General features: G+C 69.4%; 15 protein-coding genes. 6 read left to right on the plus strand and 9 right to left on the minus strand.

Features of this window, described 5'->3' with window-relative positions; translation table 11 throughout:
* Positions 1-255: 255 nt before the first annotated feature.
* On the minus strand, positions 256-699 hold the full coding sequence (locus tag CRJ03_RS10075; protein ID WP_104018747.1) for a MaoC family dehydratase: 444 nt from the start codon (positions 697-699) through the stop codon (positions 256-258).
* Between the two features lie 101 nt (positions 700-800).
* On the minus strand, positions 801-1,673 hold the full coding sequence (locus CRJ03_RS10080) for a TIGR01459 family HAD-type hydrolase (RefSeq protein WP_104018748.1): 873 nt from the start codon (positions 1,671-1,673) through the stop codon (positions 801-803).
* Between the two features lie 99 nt (positions 1,674-1,772).
* Between CRJ03_RS10080 and CRJ03_RS10085 the strand changes: the two genes are divergently transcribed.
* Together CRJ03_RS10085 and CRJ03_RS10090 are read left to right on the plus strand one after the other, a co-directional pair.
* On the plus strand, positions 1,773-2,402 hold the full coding sequence (locus CRJ03_RS10085) for a DNA-3-methyladenine glycosylase family protein (RefSeq protein ID WP_104019167.1): 630 nt from the start codon (positions 1,773-1,775) through the stop codon (positions 2,400-2,402).
* Positions 2,399-3,064 (plus strand): alpha/beta hydrolase, encoded by a 666-nt coding sequence (locus CRJ03_RS10090; RefSeq protein WP_104018749.1) that lies wholly within the window; start codon positions 2,399-2,401, stop codon positions 3,062-3,064. Before CRJ03_RS10085 ends, CRJ03_RS10090 begins: the two co-directional genes overlap by 4 nt.
* 18 nt (positions 3,065-3,082) lie before the next feature.
* Here the strand turns inward: CRJ03_RS10090 and CRJ03_RS10095 are convergent, their stop codons facing one another.
* Positions 3,083-6,874, minus strand: a complete 3,792-nt coding sequence (locus CRJ03_RS10095; protein ID WP_104018750.1) for an efflux RND transporter permease subunit — start codon at positions 6,872-6,874, stop codon at positions 3,083-3,085.
* Positions 6,871-8,115 (minus strand): efflux RND transporter periplasmic adaptor subunit, encoded by a 1,245-nt coding sequence (locus tag CRJ03_RS10100; RefSeq protein ID WP_104018751.1) that lies wholly within the window; start codon positions 8,113-8,115, stop codon positions 6,871-6,873. Before CRJ03_RS10100 ends, CRJ03_RS10095 begins: the two co-directional genes overlap by 4 nt.
* A gap of 197 nt (positions 8,116-8,312) precedes the next feature.
* Here CRJ03_RS10100 and CRJ03_RS10105 point away from each other — a divergent pair, with 197 nt between their 5' ends.
* The 3 genes from CRJ03_RS10105 to der are packed head-to-tail and all read left to right on the plus strand — an operon-like array spanning position 8,313 to position 11,872.
* Positions 8,313-8,999, plus strand: a complete 687-nt coding sequence (locus CRJ03_RS10105; RefSeq protein ID WP_104018752.1) for a tetratricopeptide repeat protein — start codon at positions 8,313-8,315, stop codon at positions 8,997-8,999.
* A gap of 14 nt (positions 9,000-9,013) precedes the next feature.
* The gene (locus tag CRJ03_RS10110; protein ID WP_240611635.1) at positions 9,014-10,369 is read left to right on the plus strand and encodes a PQQ-like beta-propeller repeat protein; all 1,356 of its coding nucleotides are present in this window, start codon (positions 9,014-9,016) and stop codon (positions 10,367-10,369) included.
* Between the two features lie 48 nt (positions 10,370-10,417).
* On the plus strand, positions 10,418-11,872 hold the full coding sequence (gene der, locus CRJ03_RS10115; protein ID WP_104018753.1) for a ribosome biogenesis GTPase Der: 1,455 nt from the start codon (positions 10,418-10,420) through the stop codon (positions 11,870-11,872).
* A gap of 31 nt (positions 11,873-11,903) precedes the next feature.
* On the opposite strand, the gene CRJ03_RS10120 is transcribed toward der, so the two are convergent.
* From CRJ03_RS10120 to moaA, 3 genes are read right to left on the minus strand one after another with little or no spacing between them, the layout of a single operon-like run.
* Positions 11,904-12,932 (minus strand): glycosyltransferase family 4 protein, encoded by a 1,029-nt coding sequence (locus CRJ03_RS10120; RefSeq protein WP_104018754.1) that lies wholly within the window; start codon positions 12,930-12,932, stop codon positions 11,904-11,906.
* A 43-nt stretch (positions 12,933-12,975) separates the two neighbouring features.
* Positions 12,976-14,271 carry a 3-deoxy-D-manno-octulosonic acid transferase gene (locus CRJ03_RS10125; protein WP_104018755.1) on the minus strand — a complete coding sequence of 432 codons (1,296 nt, stop codon included), beginning with the start codon at positions 14,269-14,271 and terminating at the stop codon, positions 12,976-12,978.
* The gene (gene moaA, locus CRJ03_RS10130; protein ID WP_104018756.1) at positions 14,271-15,278 is read right to left on the minus strand and encodes a GTP 3',8-cyclase MoaA; all 1,008 of its coding nucleotides are present in this window, start codon (positions 15,276-15,278) and stop codon (positions 14,271-14,273) included. Before moaA ends, CRJ03_RS10125 begins: the two co-directional genes overlap by 1 nt.
* Before the next feature lie 85 nt (positions 15,279-15,363).
* Here moaA and CRJ03_RS10135 point away from each other — a divergent pair, with 85 nt between their 5' ends.
* Positions 15,364-15,771: a hypothetical protein gene (locus CRJ03_RS10135; RefSeq protein WP_129590270.1), complete on the plus strand. Its 408-nt coding sequence runs from the start codon at positions 15,364-15,366 to the stop codon at positions 15,769-15,771.
* 18 nt (positions 15,772-15,789) lie between these two features.
* Here the strand turns inward: CRJ03_RS10135 and glmS are convergent, their stop codons facing one another.
* Positions 15,790-17,613, minus strand: a complete 1,824-nt coding sequence (glmS, locus tag CRJ03_RS10140) for a glutamine--fructose-6-phosphate transaminase (isomerizing) (RefSeq protein WP_104018758.1) — start codon at positions 17,611-17,613, stop codon at positions 15,790-15,792.
* On the minus strand, positions 17,613-18,968 hold the full coding sequence (gene glmU / locus CRJ03_RS10145; RefSeq protein WP_104018759.1) for a bifunctional UDP-N-acetylglucosamine diphosphorylase/glucosamine-1-phosphate N-acetyltransferase GlmU: 1,356 nt from the start codon (positions 18,966-18,968) through the stop codon (positions 17,613-17,615). The genes glmS and glmU overlap by 1 nt, the downstream gene beginning before the upstream one ends.
* Positions 18,969-18,988 lie beyond the last annotated feature (20 nt).

The following is an 18,988-nucleotide window of genomic DNA, read 5'->3' on the forward strand; positions in this document are numbered from 1 at the left end:
CCCCGTCGCACCGGAGGTGCGCCGATATCGGCGGCACGCCTCTGGCGTGACGGGCGGGCGCTCCTCGTCGTTGCAAGTAGCTGTGATTGCAGAAGTATCTTGCACCATAAATCGCGCCGCACAAACCGAACTGCGCCCACCCGGCGGTCGGGCGCTGCGCGGCTCCTCAACCGTTGTGCCCACCGTCCGCTCAAGGCCGATCGCAACGGTCTCGACGCGATCTGTCCCCGGGCGTCCCGCCCGGGCCGCCCCCGCTCAGTCGAACTTGCGCGACGGTGCCAGCACGGTGGCCTCGCCGATCAGCACCTTCTTGCCCTCCACCAGGCAGCGGCAATCGAGCTGCACCCGGCGCTTGCCGTGGTCGATGCCCACCACCTCCACCTGCGCCTCCACCATGTCGCCGGGGCGCACGGGGCCGAGGAATTTCAGCGTCTGCCCCATGTAGACGGTGCCGTGGCCGGGCAGTTGCTCGCCGATCACCGCCGAAATCAGCCCGGCGGTGAGCATCCCGTGGGCGATGCGCCCCTCAAAGATCGTGTCCTGCGCGTAATCATCATCCAGATGCACCGGGTTGCGGTCGGTCGAAACCTCGGCAAACATCTCGATGTCGCGGTCGGTCACCACCTTTCGCAGGTGGCGCGTCATGCCCATCTCGATATCCTCGATGCAGATCGTGCCGCGCGGCATGTTGTCCAACATTCGCCCCTCCGGGTGGTTTGGTGCGTAATTATGAGGCGAATTCAGGCCCCGCTTTGGAATTTTATTACTTTGCGGGCGCAGAAAGATCAACCCCTAATCCATCACCTCAGATAGCCGATGGCATAGTTGGCATAGACATTTTCCTTTTCGAGGTATGCCTTTAGCGCTGCCTCATCGGGCTGCTGCGACGTTTTGGTTTCCTTCGCCGCGAGCCCGCCGGTGATGAAGAGGGAATCGATATCCTCGCCCATCGCGCCCAGGATGTCGGTCTGCGCCCCGTCGCCGATGGCGAGGATGCGCGCGTTGTCGGAGTCGTGCCCGACCTCGGCGAGCCGTCGATGGGCGAGGTCGTAAATCGGCGGGTGTGGCTTGCCGAAATAGAGGCTCTCGCCACCCATCTCGGTATAGAGCCGCGCCAGCGCCCCCGCGCACCATTCGCGCACCTCGCCCCGGTCCACCACGATATCGGGGTTGGCGCAGAGCAGCTTGAGCCGCTTCTGCTTGGCATAGAGGAACGTCGGGCGCATCTCGGCGGGGTCGGCCATCGGGTCGAACGGGCCGGTGCAGACGATGCCCTCGGCCTCCTCGAGCGGCACCATCGTGACGTGCACCGGCGCGTCGACCACCTTGATCGGCTCGAAGAACAGCTCTTCGTGCGGCTGGCCGATGAAATACACCCGTTCGCCCACCGCGCCGCGAAACATCGCCGCGCGGGCGCTATCGCCCGAGGTGGCGATGGTGTCCCACGCGGCATCCGGCACGCCGAACGCACGCATCTGCCGCTCCACGTCGCCGCGCGGGCGGGGCGAGTTGGTCACCAGCACCACCACGCCCCCGGTCTCGCGATAGCGCACCAGCGCGGTGCAGGCATCGGGCAGGGCGCGCACCCCGTCATGGACACAGCCCCACAGATCGACGAACAGCGCGTCGTAGCGGGGGGCGATCTCCGAAAGGGCGGTGATGAGGCGGGTCATGGGCGTCTCCGTGCTTGGGTCGCGCGCAGATATGGCAGGGCCGCCACGCTTTGGCCAGCGCGCATGGCCAAGCGCCGCGATGCGATCTATGCTCGCGCCATGACCGAACGGATCATCCACACCGAGGCCGATATCGCCGAGGGCGCGGCGCATCTCGCGGGGCTCTGCCCGCGCATGGCCCATGCCCGCGATCTGGTGGGCGAGGTGCCGCTCAGGCGCCGCGAGGACGGGTTCGCGGCGCTCATGGGGGCCATCGTCAGCCAGCAGGTGAGCGTCGCCGCCGCCCGCGCGATCTGGGCCCGGCTGGAGGCGGCGGGACTGACCGCGCCGCAGGCCATCGCCGCGACGGACGAGGACGGGCTGCGCGCCGCCGGCCTCAGCCGGCAAAAGGCACGCTACGTGCGTGCGTTGGCCGAGGCCGATCTCGATTACGCGGCCCTGCGCACGGCCCCCACCGACGAAGTGGTGACGACGCTCACCGAGGTGCCGGGAATCGGCGTCTGGACCGCAGAGATCTACGCCATGTTCAGCCTCGGGCGCGCCGATGTCTTTGCCCCCGGCGACCTCGCCTTGCAGGAATCGGCGCGGCTGCTCTACCGCCTGCCCGAGCGACCGAAGCCCGCGGCGCTGCGCGCGATGGCCGCGGACTGGTCGCCGTGGCGCGCGGTTGCGGCACGGCTCCTGTGGGCCTATTACCACGTCGCCAAGGACAGGGAAGGGATCGCATGACACGAGTTTTGCAGGCGGGCCGCAAGGACCCGCAATCGGGACAGGCGCGCTCGGCGGTGGTGTTCCTGCACGGCTACGGCGCCAATGGCGACGACCTCCTCGGCCTCGCCGATCCGCTGGCCGAGCATCTGCCCGACACGCTCTTCGTCGCTCCCGACGCGCCCGAGAGCATCCCCGGCATGCCCTTCGGCCTGCAATGGTTCCCGATCCCGTGGATCGACGGTTCAAGCGAGGAAGAGGCCGAGCGCGGCCTGATGGCCGCCGCCGCCGACCTCGACGCCTTTCTCGACGCGCTGATGGTGGACGAGGATCTGCTGCCCGAACAGGTGGTGCTGTTCGGCTTCAGCCAAGGCACGATGATGGCCCTCCATGTCGCCCCGCGCCGCGAGGACGAGGTGGCCGGGATCGTGGCCTTCTCGGGCCGCCTGCTGCGCCCCGACCTGCTGGCCGACGAGACCCGCAGCCGCCCGCCGGTCCTGCTGTTGCATGGCGATGCCGATGACGTGGTGCCGGTGCAGTCGCTGCCGCAGGCGGCCGAGGCCTTGCAGGAGGCGGGCTGGAAGGACGTCTATGCCCACGTGATGGAGGGCACCGGCCACGGTATCGCGCCCGACGGGCTGTCCGTGGCGCTGGCGTTCATGCGCGACAAGCTGGGGCTCTGAGCGGCGCGGCGCGCGGGCTCACTCCGCCGCGCGCAGCGGTGAGCGGCCACTGGCGCGCAGCACCTCCGACACGTCTTCGGGGCGCGGCGCGTCGGCCTCCTCGTTCTCGCCATAACCCGCGTGGGCTGCGTCGCGCTCATCGGGCCAGACCAGTTCCGTTCCCCGCGCCCGCCGCGCCGCGCGCGCCAGCGCCCAGTCGCGCGCTGTCCGGCTCGTCCGGCCCAGCGACAGCACCGCCAGCCCCCGCGCGATCCACAGCACATAGGTCACCGCCCAGACCCGCAGCGCCAGCATCGCAGGCGTAAAGACCAGCGTCAGCACCGTCGCGATACCGAGGCCAAACACCACCGCCGTCGCCAACTGCTTCCACCAGAGCGCGGTGGGGCTGTTGAAGGCATAGCCACCGCCCACGAAATCGAGGCTGAGGCCGAACATCATCGGCGCGAGGCCCGCCATCGTCGTGATCGTGGTCAGAAGCACCGGGCGGATGCGGTCCTGCGCCGTGCGGGTGATCGCCGAAATGCGCGGCATGTAGCGGGAATAATCCTGGTAGGTGTCGATCAGAACGATATTGTTGTTCACCACGATACCGGCCAGCGCGACGATGCCGGTGCCGGTCATGATGATGGAAAACGGCTGGTTCATCACCAGCATCCCCACCAGCACCCCGGTGGTAGAGAGCACCACCGCCAGCAACACCAGCACCGCGTTGTAGACGCTGTTGAACTGCGCCAGCAGGATGATGAACATGAGGCCAAGTGCCCCCGCGAACGCCTTTTGCAGGAACTCGCCCGACTCCTCCTGATCCTCGGCGTCGCCGGTCCATTCATAGCTGAGCCCCGGCGGCAGCACGCCGCTCTCCAGCCACCCGGTCAGCCGCTCGATGCGCTCGTTGGCGGTGAGCGGCACCTCGCGCGTCTCGCCATTCGCGCCGGTCACCGCGGTGGTCAGCCCGTCGCGCACCGCCGCCTTCACGTCGAAGAAGCGGGTCTGGTCGATGCGGTCGATCTGCGCAAGCTGCTCGACCGGCCTGCGCGTGATGAAGGCCGACAGCGGCACGAGGCCGTTTTCCGTGCGGACCTTCAGCGTGTCGAGGGTCGAGAGCACCCGGTCCTGCTCGGGCAGGCGCACGCGAATCTCGATCTCCTCGTCGCTGCTGTCCACGCGCATCGTGTCCAAGAGGATGCCGCGTGTCACTAGCTGCACCATCGCGCCCACGGTCGCCACGTCCGCGCCAAAGCGGCCCGCGCGCTCCACGTCCACGTCCACCTGCCAGTCGATGCCCGGCAGCGGCAACGTGTCCTCGATCTGGTAGAGGCCCTCGGTCTCTTCGAACCGCGCCCGCGCCTCCTTGGTAAAGCGTTGCAGCGCTGCCCAGTCGTCACCGCGGATGCGCAGGTGCACCGGCTTGGCCGAGGAGGGCCCGCGCGCCTGCGCGAGAATCTCGATCATGATGCCGGGGATGCGCTCCAGTTCCGCGGTCAGATCGTCGATGATGCGGTCGCCGTCATACGCCGGATCGACCACGCTGCGCCGCACCTCGAAATCCAGCAACGGCACGGTGAACCACGCCTCGGTGGACTGCGGGCGGTCTTCCCATGGGATGGTCTCGAACTGCACCTGCCCGATCGTGTCGCGCGGCGGCTGCGCGCCGCCGGTGTTGTTGTTCAGCCCGCCCTCGCCGGCAAAGGCAAAGGCGGTGGTGACGCCGGGATGGGCGCGCACGATATCCTCGGCCTGCCGCACCAGGCTGTCTTTCTGGTCAAGCGAAAGGTTGCCGCGCCCGCGCACGTAGACGATGGCCTGCTCCGGTTCGCTGTCCACGAAGAACTCTGTGCCGTTGTTGTTGTTGACGTAGAACATCAGCACCGAGCCGACGATCACGAACACCGCGCCGAAGGCCACCAGCGGCATCACCGGGTTGCCCACGATGGCGTGGATGACCCAGCCAAAGGCCGAGCGGCGATAGCCCGCGCGCACCCGTCCACGCCTTTGCGGCAGCACCATGCGCCCCAGCGCCCGCACCCCGTTGCCAAGCCGCCGCGGGATGGCCAGAAGCCCCAGCAATAGCGCCGTCACCCCCGCGACCCCGGTAGCCATCAGCGCCACGGCACCCAGCACCAGCCCGAACACGGCACCCAGCACCGGGATGACCGAGCCGAGGATGTCGCCGCCATCCATCATCGCGAATTGCGCGCTCACCTGTTCGAGCACCATCGGCAGCGCCCGCCCCGCCAGCGCCGCCGCGACCGCCGCCCCCGGCAGCAGCAACAGGTGCCACAGCCAGAAGCCGCCGGCGATTGCCGCGGTGCGCTGATCGAACCACCGTTCCAGCCGCCCGGTCACGCCGCCGAGCACCGGCAGGTAGACCAGCGCCACCAACAGCGAGGCCGACAGCACGAAGATGAGCGTCACCGGCAGCATCCCCATGAACTCGCCCGGGATGCCCGGCCAGAACAGCATCGGCAGGAACGCGCAGAGCGTGGTGGCGGTCGAGCTGACCACCGGCCAGAACATGCGCTTGGCGGCGGCCACGTAGGCGTGCATCGGGCCCTCGCCATCGGCGATGCGCTTGTCGGCGTATTCCACCACCACGATGGCCCCGTCCACCAGCATCCCCACCGCGAGGATGAGGCCGAACATCACGATGTTCGACACCGCCACCCCCATCACGGCCAGCAGGGCAAAGCACAGCAGGAACGACGTCGGAATCGCGAATCCCACCAGCAGTGCGGGCCGGATGCCCAGCGCGGCCAGCGTCACGATCATCACCAGCGCGATCGCGGTCAGCACCGAGCCCTCAAGCTGGCTGACCATGGATTCCACCGTGCGCGACTGGTCGTTAGAGGTGCCCACGTTGACCGCGATCTGCAATTCCTCGGGCCACGTCTTCTCGGCCTCGGCCACCTCCGCGCGCACCATGTCGGCGGTCTCGATGATGTTGAACCCCTTGCGCTTGACCACCTGCAACGCGACGCTGGTCTCGCCGTTGAACCGCGCGGTGCCGGTGCGGTCCTCGAAGGTGAGGTTGATCGTGGCCAGATCGCCCAGCGTCACCACCCGGTCGCCATTGGTCTTGATCGGCAGGTCGTAGATGTCGCGCGTCTCCTCGAACGACGACGGGATCTTGACCGCGAATGTCCCCTGCGCGGTGTCCACCTCGCCCGCGGCAATCAGCTGGTTGTTGTTCCGCACCACGTTGATCAGCTCGAGCGCGGTAACGTTGTAGGCCTCGAGCCGCAGCGGGTCTATCACCACCTCCACCATCTCGTCGCGATTGCCCGCGATGCCCGCCTCGAGGATCGGCTCCATCGATTCGAGCCGGTCCTGAAGGTCATTGGCCAGCCGCGACATGGTGCGCTCGGGCACCGGGCCCGAGAGGTTGACGATGATGATCGGGAACTCGCTGAAATTCACCTCGTTGAGGGTGTATTTCTCGAACCCGTCGGGAAACTCGGCCTCCGCCGTGTCCATTGCGTCGCGCACATCGGCGAGGATCTTGGTCTTGTCCCAGCCGAACTCGAATTCCAGCGCCACGCCGCCGTAATTCTCGGCCGCCGTGCCGGTCATCTTCTTCAGCCCGTCGAGATCGCTCAGCTCGCGCTCCATCGGCTTGACCAGCAGTTTTTCGCTGTCCTCGGCCGAAATGCCGGGGAACGGGACCGAGATGAACAGCGCGGGCACCTCGATATCCGGCTCCCCCTCCTTGGGCAGGCCGATATAGGCGAACGTGCCGGCGAGGACCGACAGAACCACGAAGGCCAGCACCATCCGCGCGTGCGCGGCGGCCCAGTCGACGATCCCGGTCATTGACCCAGATCCCGGTAGCTCGGCTTCACGCGCACGCCCGCGCGCACGTATTCCTGCCCGATCACGATGATGTCGGCGCGCTCGGGCAGCCCGGTCAGCCACACGCCCGCGGGCGTGTCGCGCATGAATGTCACCGGGGCGAATCGCACGCGGTTCTCCTCGTCCACGAGCCGCAGTCCCAGCGTGCCCTCGTCATTGAGCGTCAGCGCCGATTGCGGCACCAGATGCGCGCGCCGCCCCGCCGAGGCGATGGCGATCTCGGCGGTCTCGCCGTCGCGCAGCGTCAGGTCTGGGTTGGGCACGCGCACGTCCACGCGGAAGGTGCGCGTCGTCGGGTCCGCCGAGCGCGACACGAAGCTCACCTCGCCCGCCACCTCTTGGCCAGAGGCGGTGCGCGCGGTCGCGCGCGCGCCGGACTCGACGCGCGCCACGTCGGTCTCCGACACGAACCCCACCAGCGTGATCGGATCGAGCTTCATCACCGTGGCGCAGAGCGCACCTGGCTGAAGCAGGCTGCCCAGCTCTGCGGTCTCGGTCTCCAGCACGCCGCCGAACGGCGCGTGAATCGTCAGCCGGTCGATCTCTTCCTCGGCGGCGGTCACGCCTGCACGGGCCGATTCGATGTTGGCGCGGGCGGATTCGAGCCCCGATGTGGCGCTCTCCACGCCCGCCTCGGCAGCGCGCAGCGCGGCGCGGGTGGCGGCGACGCGGGTTTCCGAGGCGTATCCGTTTCTCACCAGGTTGCTTGCCGCGCGATAGTTGATCTGCGCTTCCTCCAGCGCCGCGCGCGCCTCTTCCAGCCGCGCCTGCGCCTCGGGCACGCGCGCCTGTGCCTCCTTGAGCCGCGCCCTGGCTTCCTCCAGCGTCGCCTGCCGCGCCGCCGGGTCGAGCCGGCAGAGCACGTCACCCGCCTCGACAAACGCCCCCCGGCCCAGCGGCTCGGAAACCACCAGCCCCGATGTCTCGGCGCGCAGATCGACCTCCCGGTCGGCCTCGGTGCGCCCGCGCAACTTCACCGCGCTGTCCACCTCGCGCGCCTCCGAGCGCTGCACCACGACGCGCATCAGGTCCGGCTCGCCCGCCTCCGTGGCGCCGGCGGTGCCGGTCTCCTGTGCGGCCTCTGCTTCGGCCGCGTCCCCGGCGCCGGCGGGCAGCATCGCAACGAGCCGCTCGCGCTCGAACACGAAGGTATAGATGGCCGCAGCGACCAGGAGGGCGATCAGAACTGGAAACAGGCGCATGTCATGTCTTTCGAACGGATTACTGCGGCACACAAGAAGGCAGCGCATTACGGCCTTACCGTCATACGCTGAACCGACCGGTTCAGATTAAACCTTTCCGCCGCCGCCGACAAGCGCGATCTCGCGCACGCCCCGCGGCCCTTGGCAGCGCGGGGCCGACACGCTAAGAGGGGCGGAAATCCTGCAGGGGGTGCGGCGTGAGCGACACGGACAGTTTCATTGACGAGGTGACCGAGGAGGTGCGCCGCGACCGGCTGTTCCGGCTGATGCGCCGCTATGGCTGGATCGGTATTCTGGCGATCCTGCTGCTGGTGGGCGGCGCGGCATGGAACGAATGGCGCAAGGCGCAGACCGAGGCCGAGGCGCAGGCCTTCGGCGATGCGCTCCTCACGGCGCTGGCACAGGAGGACGCGGCCGAGCGCGCCGATGCGTTGCAGGCGATCCCGGCCCCCGGCCCGGGGGGCGCGGCGGTGGCGGGCCTGCTCGCCGCGGACGCACAGGCCCGGGGGGACGCGCCGGGCGCGGCGACCCGGCTGCTCGCATTGGCGGACCGGTCCGACGTGCCCGCCATCTACCGCCGCATCGCGACGCTCAAGGCGGTGGCGTTGCCGGATACGGGGCTCTCGGCCGAGGCGCGCCGTGCGCGACTCGCGCCGCTGACCGACGCGCCGGGTCTTGTCCGGCTGCTGGCCGAGGAACAACTCGCCATGATCGACATCGAGACCGGCGCCCGCGCCGACGCGCTCGACCGGCTGGCGACGCTCGCGGTGGATGCCGAGGCGACAGAGGCCTTGCGCCGCCGCGTGGCACAGGTGATTGTGGCCCTGGGCGAGGATGTGCCCGAGATACCGGGCGCGCCCGGGCAGGCCGGGGTCGGACAATGACCGGGGGGCCGGGTATGACGCGACAGATGGGGGCAGGCGTGGTGACGGCGAAAACGGTTCTTCTCGCGATGGTGGCGGCCCTCGTTCTTGCAGGTTGCGAAAAGCGGGAGCCGATCCTGCCCGGCGAGCGCGAAAATATCCGCGAGGTGCTCCAGAGCGAGGCGCGACGCGCACAGGCCGAGGAGACCCCGGTCAACCGCGCGGCCCCGATCTCGCTGCCCGCGGCGGTGACCAACGCCGACTGGCCGCAACGCCCGGGCTCGCCCGCCACCCGCACCGCGCATCCCGCGCTTTCCACTTCTCCCGCGCTGGCGTGGTCGGCGGGCATCGGCGCGGGCGATGGCCGCCGCGCGCGCATCACCGCTGATCCCGTGGTGGCGGCGGGCCGCGTCTTTACCCTCGACGCGCAGACCCGCGTCTCGGCGGTCTCCACGGCGGGAGAGGTGCTGTGGGCCACCGACCTCACACCGCCCAATGACAGCCCCGACAACGCCAGCGGCGGCGGGCTGGCCTATGGTGACGGGCGCCTTTTCGTCACCTCGGCCTTCGGCACCGTCACCGCGCTCGACGCCGAGACCGGCGCGATGCTCTGGCAGCAGGATGTCGACGCGCCGACCACCACCGCGCCCGCGGTCTACGACGGGCTGGTCTACGTGGTGGCGGGCGACGAGGTCGCCTGGGTGCTCGATTCCGAGACGGGGCGCGTGCGCTGGCAGCTCTCGGGCACGCCCGACATTCACAATGTGCTCGGTGGTCCCGCCCCGGCGATCACCGAGAAATACGCCGTCTTCGCCTTCGGCGCGGGCGAGGTGCAGGGCGCGTTCCGCAAGGGTGGGCTGCGGCTCTGGGACGCGCAGATCGCGGGCGAGCGCCGCGGCGTGGCGAGCGCGCGTGTCCGCGACGTCACCGGCGATCCGCTGGTGGTAGGCGACCGCGTCTACGTGGGCACCCATTCGGGCCGCATGGTGGCGCTCAGCCTCGGCAGCGGCAAACGCCTCTGGACCGCGGGCGAGGGGCCGCTCAACCCGATCTGGCCCGCGGGCGGATCGCTGTTCCTGGTGAGCGACCGAAACGAGCTGGTGCGCCTCTCGGACGAGGATGGCAGCCGTATCTGGAGCCAGCCGCTGCCGCTCTTCACCGCGCGCAAGCCCAAGCGGCAGGCGGGCATCGTCGGCCATTACGGCCCGGTGCTGGCGGGCGGGCAGCTCGTGCTCGCATCCGCCGACGAGAGGCTGCGCTTCTTCGATCCGGTCTCGGGGCGACTCACCCGCGAGACGGCGCTTCCCGGCGGGGCGGCGAGCAACCCTGTGGTCGCGGGTGGCACGCTCTACGTCGTGTCCAAGAAGGGTCAGCTTCTCGCTTTCCGTTAGGCCCTCGATCCTGTATCACGCACGCTTGATCGACAGCGGAGCCGCGTCATGTCCTTTACCCTCGCCATCGTGGGTCGCCCCAACGTGGGCAAATCCACGCTGTTCAACCGTCTCGTAGGCAAGCGCCTCGCGCTGGTCGATGACACGCCCGGCGTGACCCGCGACCTGCGCGAGGGGGCGGCGCGGCTGGGCGATCTGCGCTTTACCGTGATCGACACCGCCGGGCTCGAGGACGCCACCGACGACAGCCTCGAAGGAAGGATGCGGCGGCTGACCGAGCGCGCGGTGGAGATGGCCGATGTCTGCCTGTTCGTGATCGACGCGCGCGCGGGCGTGACGCCGACCGACGAGATCTTCGCCGATATCCTGCGCAAACGCTCGGGCCATGTGATCCTCGCCGCCAACAAGGCCGAGGGCGCGGCCGCCGAGCCGGGCGTCTACGAGGCCTACGGGCTGGGCCTTGGTGATCCGGTGCAGATTTCGGCCGAGCATGGCGAGGGGATGAACGAGCTTTACGCGCGGCTGATGCCGCTCTCGGACAGCTTCGACGCGCGGGCCGAGGCCGAGGCGCCCGAGACCGACGTGCCGCTCGACGAGGAAGCCGACCCCGACGACGAGACCGTGCCCGCCTATCTCGCGCCGACGCCCGAGCGCCCCTTGCAGGTGGCCGTGGTGGGCCGCCCCAATGCCGGGAAATCAACGCTCATCAACACCATCCTCGGCGAGGAGCGGCTGCTCACCGGCCCCGAGGCCGGGATCACCCGCGACGCGATCTCGCTCACGCTCGACTGGGACGGGCTGCCGGTGCGGCTCTTCGATACGGCGGGGATGCGCAAGAAGGCGCGGGTGCAGGACAAGCTGGAAAAGCTGTCGGTTTCGGACGGGTTGCGCGCGGTGAAATTCGCCGAGGTGGTGGTGGTCCTTCTGGATGCCGCCATCCCCTTCGAGCAGCAGGACCTGCGCATCGCCGACCTGGCCGAGCGCGAGGGCCGCGCCGTGGTGGTGGCCGTCAACAAGTGGGACATCGAAGAGGACCGGCAGGGCAAGCTGCGCGAGTTGAAGGAGGCGTTCGACCGGCTCCTGCCGCAATTGCGCGGCGCACCCCTGGTCACCGTCTCGGCGCGGACGGGCAAGGGGCTCGACCGGCTGCGCGACGCGGTGCAAAAGGCCCACGAGGTCTGGAACCGCCGCATCCCCACGGCACAGCTCAACCGCTGGCTGGCGGGCATGGTCGAGCAACACCCGCCCCCCGCGCCGGGCGGCCGCCGCATCAAGCTGCGCTACATGACGCAGGCCAAGACCCGGCCGCCGGGCTTCGTGGTGATGTGCTCGCATCCCGACAAGATGCCCGAGAGCTATCGCCGCTACCTCGTCGGCGGCCTGCGTACCGATTTCGACATGCCGGGCACGCCCATCCGCCTGCACCTGCGCAGCCAGTCCGACAAGAACCCCTACAAGACCCGGAAAAAGCCCGGCCCGTCGCGGCTGCGCAAGCACCTATGATGCGGTCGGGGCAGGTGGCGGCCTTCCCCGGCTAGCGGCACCCCGACCACAGCGCCTCGTACACCGCGCCGATCCCGTCGGCCTCGCGGGCGACGCTGTAATGGCCCGTGGCCACCTCGCGCGCCGCGCGCGCCATCGCCGCGTGGCGGGCCGGATCGTCGAGCAACCCCGAGATCGCGCCCACCGCATCCCCGGTCACGATCCCGGCGCGCCCCTGCGCCGAGAACTCGGCGTAATGCCCGGCATCGGCGGCCACGAACGGCACGCCGCAGGCCATGCCCTCCAGCGGCACCATGCCATAACCCTCGTAGCGCGGCAGTTGCACGATCAGGCTCAGTGCGGGCAGCAGCCCGCGCAAATCACCGGGCGCGATCTCGCCCACGAACAGCAACCGCCCGGCCAGCCCCGCCCCGGCGACCTGCGCCTTGAGCCGGTCGAGAAACGCCGTATCCGCCTTGGCCGCGCGTCCGATCACCAGCGCGGTGAGATCGGGATGGTGCGGCAGCACCTCCAGCATCGTGGCCACGAACCGGTCGGTGCCCTTCTCGGGGCGGATGCGCCCGATGGTGGCAATGCCCCGCGCACCGGGATAGCCGGTGGCCCGCCACGCCGCCGCGCGCTCGCGGGCGGGCGCGAAGCGGTCGCAATCCACCCCGTGGGGCACCACCGCGTGCAGGTGCGGAATTAACTCGCCCGCCGCATCGGTGGTGGCGATCACCGCATCCATCCGCGAGATGAGCCAGCGCGGCAACGCCGAGTGGCGGCGCTGCGCGGCGGAGGTAAAGACGATGCGGATGGGCAGCCGCAGCACGTCGCGCGCCCAGAGCGCGGCGCGCATCTCGCTGTTGCGGCGCACATGCCAGATGGTGAACGGCCGTGCCCCCGGGCTCCGCGACAGCCGCCGCGCCTCGGCCCGGCTCACCGGCGCGGGGCAGCCGGGCAGGGCGACATCCGAGAGCGCCATGTCGTAGCGCTCTGCCTGCACCCGCACCACCCCCGCCGCCGTGGCCGAGACCCCGGTGAAGTTGCGGTTGAAATTGGTGACGATGAGCTCGGTCATGGGCGGTAGGATCCGGATATTTCCGGCAAGATGAAGCGAGGCGTCATGACGCGCCCTCCAGCCCCAGCGCGGCGGTCAGGTCGGCGGTGAGCGTGTCCAGTGCGCCCGCGTCCCCGGCGACGAACCCGCGTGCGGCGTCGCGCATCGCGTCGAGCCGGTCGGACGCGCCCAGGAGCCGCGAAAGCGACACCGCGAGCGCCGCCCCGTCCGTGACCTCTTCGCCCGCCCCGGCGGCATCGAGCGCGGGGTAGATTTCGGCGAAATTGGCATAGAGCGGCCCGTGCAGGATGGCCGAGCCGGCATGGGCGGGCTCATAGGGCGTGTGACCCCCCACCGCCGTGAACGACCCGCACAGGCAGGTGACGGGGCAGAGCGCATACCAAAGCCCCATCTCGCCCAGCGTGTCGGCGAGATAGACCTGCGTCTCCGGCGCGGGCACGGCCCCGATGGCGCGGCGCGCGCCGGTGAACCCCCGCTCCGCGATCAGCACCTCCAGGTCCGGGCCGCGCTCGGGGTGGCGCGGCGCGAGGATCAGCAATGCCTCGGGCAGATGCGCCAGCAGGCGGCGATGCGCGTCGAGCACGATCTCCTCCTCGCCCGGATGGGTCGAGGCGGCGAGCCAGACCGCGCGGTTGCCGATCTGCCCGGCCAGCGCCGCGCGCTCGATCTCGTCCACCGGCAGTGCGCCCGACAGCGCCTTGAGGTTCGGCCCCTGCCGCGCCCGATCGAGCCCGAGCGCGCGCAGGTTGGCCTCGGTGCGGGCGTCCTGGCAGTGGATCAGGCGGAAATGGCCCAACAGGTGGCGCGCGGTGCGCGCCGCGCGCGCCCACCCGCGCGCCGAGCGGTCCGACAGCCGCGCGTTCACCAGCGCCAGCGGCACGCCAGCGCCCGCGCTCTCGCGCAGCATTTGCGGCCACAGCTCGCTTTCCACGAAAACGCCCGCATCGGGCCGCCAATGGCGCAGGAACCGGCGCAGCGCAGGCCGCGTGTCGAGCGGCGCGAACTGGTGCCGGCTGCGCGGCGGCAGGCGGCGGGCAAGCATCTCGGCCGAGGTGGCGGTGCCCGAGGTGATCAGGAATTCGGTCTCCGGCTGCGCGCGGCCCCATTGCGCGATGAGCGGCAGGACCGAGGCGCTCTCGCCCACCGAGGCGGCGTGGAACCAGACCAGCCGCCCCTCGGGCCGGGGCAGGGTGGCGTGACCCATCCGCTCTTGCCAGCGCGCCGGGTCGGTGCCGTGGGCTGCGAGCTTGCGCCGCACGCGGGCGTAGGCCACTGGCCCCATGAGGTCGGCCGCCGCGCCGTAGAGCCGCAGCGGCAGGGGCGCATTGCCGCGGCGCATCAGCCGCCGGTATGGCTCATGTGGCGCGACATGCGGCCCTCGACCGACTGGCGCGAATAGTCGAAATCGTGGCCCTTGGGCTTCATCGCGATGGCCGCGCGGATCGCCTCTTCCAGCGGCGCGTCATCGCCGGGATGGTTGCGCAGCGCCGGGCGCAGGTCGGCCATGTCCTCCTGCCCGAGGCACATGTAAAGCTCGCCGGTGCAGGTCAGCCGCACGCGGTTGCAGCTTTCGCAGAAATTATGGGTGAGCGGCGTGATGAAGCCGATCTTCTGCCCGGTTTCCTCCAGCCGCACGTAGCGCGCCGGGCCGCCCGAGCGTTCGTCCAGATCGGCGAGCGTGTATTCCTCGGCCAGCCGGGCGCGCAGGTCGCTCAGCTTCCAGTATTGGTCGAGCCGGTCCTCGTTGCCGATATCGCCCATCGGCATGACCTCGATGAAGGTGAGATCCATGTCGCGGCTCTTGCACCACTCGACCAGCGTGAACAGCTCGTCCTCGTTGAAGCCCTTGAGCGCCACGGTGTTGATCTTGACGCGCAGCCCGGCGGCCTGCGCGGCGTCGATCCCCTTGAGCACCTGCGGCAGGCGGCCCCAGCGGGTGATGTCGGCGAATTTCGTCTCGTCGAGCGTGTCGAGCGAGATGTTCACCCGCCGCACGCCCGCAGCATAAAGGTCATCCGCGAACCGCCCGAGTTGCGAGCCATTGGTGGTCAGCGTCAACTCCTTCAGCGCGCCCGATTCCAGATGTCGGGTCATGGCGTTGAAGAAGGTCATGATCCCCTTGCGCACCAGCGGCTCGCCGCCGGTGATGCGCAGCTTTTCGACGCCGAGGCGCACGAAGGTCGAGCACATGCGGTCAAGCTCTTCCAGCGTCAGCAGTTCCTTCTTGGGCAAGAAGGTCATGTTCTCCGACATGCAGTAGACGCAGCGAAAATCGCAGCGGTCGGTGACAGAGACGCGCAGGTAGGAGATGGCGCGCTGGAACGGATCTATCAGAGGAACGGTCATGTCGGGAAACTAGGCCCCGGCGCGACGCGGGGCAAGGGGCATCTTGCGTGTTGCGGGGTGCGGTCGCGGCGGTTACGCTGATCCCATGTCGGGAATGGTGCGTGTCGTGCTGGTTTGTCTGCTTGCCGGGGGCTGTGCGCTCCTCGGGCCGACAGAGATATCCACCGACCCGCCGCCCGCCCCACCGTCCGAAACCGCGGAAGACGAGACCGCCACGCCCCAAGACGCGCCCGCTACCTCCATGCTGCCCGCGACGACCGTCGCCTCGCTCGGCAATGTGACCCACCCGGGGCTGTGGATGCGCACCCCGCTCGTCACGTCCCCGATGCGCGGGCGGGTGAGCGACCCGCGCACCGGGCGCGCGGTGGTGCTCGATCTCATCCCGCTCGATGCGGAGCCGGGGGCGGGAAGCCGGATGTCGCTCGCGGCTTACCAACAGCTTAACCTGCCGCTCACCGCCCTGCCGGAATTGCGCGTCGAACCTGCAGGTTGAGCGTTTGAACCGTGAGGTTCACTCCACCGTCACCGATTTTGCGAGGTTGCGGGGCTGGTCCACGTCGGTGCCCTTGGCGATCGCCGTGTGATAGGCGATGAGCTGCGCGGGCAGCGCATAGAGGATGGGCGCCAGCACCGGGTCGGTCACCGGCATGGTGATCGCGCGGAACGTGCCTTCGCCCGCCGCCGCGATCCCGGCGGCATCCGAAACCAGAACGATCCGCCCACCGCGCGCCATCACCTCCTGCATGTTCGACACGGTCTTGTCAAAGAGCGCGTCGCAGGGTGCCATGACGATCACCGGCAGGGTCTCGTCGATGAGCGCGATGGGGCCGTGCTTCAGTTCGCCTGATGCATAAGCTTCGGCGTGTATGTAGCTGATTTCCTTTAGTTTAAGAGCCCCTTCCAGCGCCAGAGGATACATCAGCCCGCGACCGAGAAACAGCGCGCTCTGCACCGCGGCCAGGTCGCGCGCCACGTCGCGAATGCGGTGGTCGATCTCCATCGCGGTGTTGAGCGTGGCAGGCAGGCCGCGCAGGGCCGACAGCAGGTCCGAAAGCCGCGCCGCGTCCATCCGTCCGCGCGCCCGCGCCGCCCGCAGGGCCAACAGCAACAGAACGGTGAGCTGGCAGGTGAACGCCTTGGTCGAGGCGACGCCGATCTCGGCCCCGGCATGGATCGGCAGCGCCAGATCGCTCTCGCGCGCGATCGAGCTTTCCTCGACATTGACCACCGAGACGATCCCCTCGACCCGGTCCCGGCAATAGCGCAGGGCGGCCAGCGTGTCGGCGGTCTCGCCCGACTGGCTGACGAAAATGGCCAGCGTTCCGGGCACGATGGGCGGCTCGCGGTAGCGAAATTCCGACGCGATATCAACGTCTACGGGCAAACCCGCCAGTTGCTCGAACCAGTATTTCGCGGTGAGGCAGGCGTAATAGGCCGTGCCGCAGGCCACCAGTGTAAGCCGCTCGATACGCGCGAGATCGGGCAGCGCGTCGGGCAGGCGGATGTCGTCGCCGGCCTCTGTCAGGTAGTGACGCAGGGCGTTGCCGATGACCATCGGCTGCTCGGCGATCTCCTTGGCCATGAAATGCCGATGCCCGCCCTTGTCCACCAGCGCGTGGTCGAGCGCGATGGTCTTGACGGGCCGGTTGGCGCGGCGGCCCTCGGCATCGGTGATGGTGGCGCCTTCCCGGGTGACGACGGCGATGTCGCCCTCTTCGAGATAGGTGATGCGGTCGGTCATCGGCGCGAGCGCGATGGCGTCCGAGCCGACGAACATCTCGCCCTTCCCGTGGCCGATGGCCAGCGGGCTGCCCTTGCGCGCGGCGATGAGCAGGTCGTCCTCGCCCTCGAACAGGAACAGCAGCGCATAGGCCCCATCGAGCCGCGCTATGGTGGCGCGGGCGGCCTCTTCGGCGCTCATGCCCTCGTGCATGTAGCGGCAGGTGAGCAGCGCCACCGTCTCGGTATCGGTGTCGGTCTCGTGGCCGAACCCGGCCTCGGCCAGCTCGGCGCGCAGCTCGCGGAAATTCTCGATGATGCCGTTATGCACCACCGCCACCGGTCCGGCGCGGTGGGGGTGGGCGTTCGTCTCGGTGGGCGCGCCGTGGGTGGCCCAGCGGGTGTGGCCGATGCCCGCCTTGCCCGGCAGCGGCTGGTGCACCAGCAGATCGGAGAGGTTGACCAGCTTGCCCACCGCGCGGCGGCGATCGAGGCCGCCCGCGTTGACCGTGGCAAGCCCCGCACTGTCATAGCCGCGGTATTCCAGCCGTTTCAGCGCGTCGAGCAGCATCGGTGCCGCCTCGTGATTTCCCAGAACCCCGACGATCCCGCACATCAGCGTTCTCCCTCGTTGCGAGTGTCTTTCGCCGCGCGCAGTCGCGCGAAGAGCCGCGCGGCAAAGCCGGGCTTGACCTCTTGCCGCGCCCGCGCCACGGCGAGCGCGCCGGCCTCGACATCGCGGGTGATCACCGAGCCCGAGCCCGTCATCGCCCCGTCGCCCACGCGCACCGGCGCGACGAGCATCGTATCCGAGCCGATGAACACATCCGCGCCGATGGTGGTGCGATGCTTGTTCACCCCGTCGTAGTTACAGGTAATCGTGCCCGCGCCGATATTGGTGTTCGCGCCGATCGCGGCATCGCCGATATAGCTCAGGTGGTTGACCTTGGCCCCCTCGTCGAGGATCGCGTTCTTGACCTCGACGAAATTGCCGATGCGCACGTCCTCGGCCAGTTCGGTGCCGGGGCGCAGACGGGCATAAGGCCCCACCACCGCGCCGCGCGAGACGTGACAGCCCTCGAGATGCGAGAACGCCCGGATATGCGCGCCGGACTCGACCGTAACGCCGGGGCCGAACACCACGTAAGGCTCGATCACCGTGTCGCGGCCCACCACCGTATCGCGGGCGAAATGCACCGTCTCGGGTGCGGTGAGGGTGATGCCTGTCTCCAGCGCCTCGGCGCGGGTGCGCGCTTGGAAGGCGGCCTCGGCGGCGGCAAGCTCGGTGCGGGAGTTGACGCCCAGCGTCTCGGACTCGTCGCAGGTGACGGCGGTGGCCTTGAGGCCCCGCGCACGGGCGATGCCAACGATATCGGTGAGGTAGTATTCCCCGGCGGCGTTGTCCCGGCCCACTTCGGCGACCAGGTCGAAGAGCAGGCCCGCGGGCGCCATCACCACGCCGCTGTTGCACAGCCCGATGGCGCGTTCGCTGTCGCTGGCGTCCTTGAATTCGACGATGCGGATAAGGCTCTCGCCCTGCATCACCAGCCGCCCGTAACGGCCCGGCTCTTCGGGGGCAAAGCCCAGCACGACGATGTCGTGATGGCGCCGCGCCTCCATCATCCGCCCGAGCGTCTCGGGGCGGATAAAGGGCGTGTCGCCATAGAGCACCAACGCGTCGCCGTCGAAATCGCCGAGCGTGTCCGCAGCCTGCGCCACCGCATGGGCAGTGCCGCGCTGTTCGGCCTGGATCACCACTTGCGCCACGCTGTCATGCGCGGCCAGCGCAGCGCGCACCGCGTCCGCGCCATGCCCCGCCACCACCACCGTGCGTGCAGGGTCAAGCGCCTCTCCTGCCGCGATGGCATGGACGAGCAGCGGCGCGCCCGCCACCTCGTGCAGAACCTTGGGCTGGTCCGAGTGCATTCTCGTGCCCTTTCCGGCGGCGAGAACGATCAGGGCAACGGACATGTTTCAATCTCTTTTCCGGT

The organism is Roseovarius nitratireducens, assembly GCF_002925845.1.
Classification (GTDB): domain Bacteria; phylum Pseudomonadota; class Alphaproteobacteria; order Rhodobacterales; family Rhodobacteraceae; genus Roseovarius; species Roseovarius nitratireducens.

What these genes read in the sequence shown, in the direction of transcription:
- glmS (WP_104018758.1), bottom strand. Translation starts at nt 17,613, where the DNA reads ATGTGCGGGATCGTCGGGGTTCTGGGAAATCACGAGGCGGCACCGATG.
- CRJ03_RS10095 (WP_104018750.1), bottom strand. Translation starts at nt 6,874, where the DNA reads ATGACCGGGATCGTCGACTGGGCCGCCGCGCACGCGCGGATGGTGCTG.
- CRJ03_RS10110 (WP_240611635.1), top strand. Translation starts at nt 9,014, where the DNA reads ATGACGCGACAGATGGGGGCAGGCGTGGTGACGGCGAAAACGGTTCTT.
- moaA (WP_104018756.1), bottom strand. Translation starts at nt 15,278, where the DNA reads ATGACCGTTCCTCTGATAGATCCGTTCCAGCGCGCCATCTCCTACCTG.
- CRJ03_RS10135 (WP_129590270.1), top strand. Translation starts at nt 15,364, where the DNA reads ATGTCGGGAATGGTGCGTGTCGTGCTGGTTTGTCTGCTTGCCGGGGGC.
- der (WP_104018753.1), top strand. Translation starts at nt 10,418, where the DNA reads ATGTCCTTTACCCTCGCCATCGTGGGTCGCCCCAACGTGGGCAAATCC.
- CRJ03_RS10080 (WP_104018748.1), bottom strand. Translation starts at nt 1,673, where the DNA reads ATGACCCGCCTCATCACCGCCCTTTCGGAGATCGCCCCCCGCTACGAC.
- CRJ03_RS10085 (WP_104019167.1), top strand. Translation starts at nt 1,773, where the DNA reads ATGACCGAACGGATCATCCACACCGAGGCCGATATCGCCGAGGGCGCG.
- CRJ03_RS10125 (WP_104018755.1), bottom strand. Translation starts at nt 14,271, where the DNA reads ATGCGCCGCGGCAATGCGCCCCTGCCGCTGCGGCTCTACGGCGCGGCG.
- CRJ03_RS10120 (WP_104018754.1), bottom strand. Translation starts at nt 12,932, where the DNA reads ATGACCGAGCTCATCGTCACCAATTTCAACCGCAACTTCACCGGGGTC.
- CRJ03_RS10090 (WP_104018749.1), top strand. Translation starts at nt 2,399, where the DNA reads ATGACACGAGTTTTGCAGGCGGGCCGCAAGGACCCGCAATCGGGACAG.
- CRJ03_RS10075 (WP_104018747.1), bottom strand. Translation starts at nt 699, where the DNA reads ATGTTGGACAACATGCCGCGCGGCACGATCTGCATCGAGGATATCGAG.
- CRJ03_RS10100 (WP_104018751.1), bottom strand. Translation starts at nt 8,115, where the DNA reads ATGCGCCTGTTTCCAGTTCTGATCGCCCTCCTGGTCGCTGCGGCCATC.
- glmU (WP_104018759.1), bottom strand. Translation starts at nt 18,968, where the DNA reads ATGTCCGTTGCCCTGATCGTTCTCGCCGCCGGAAAGGGCACGAGAATG.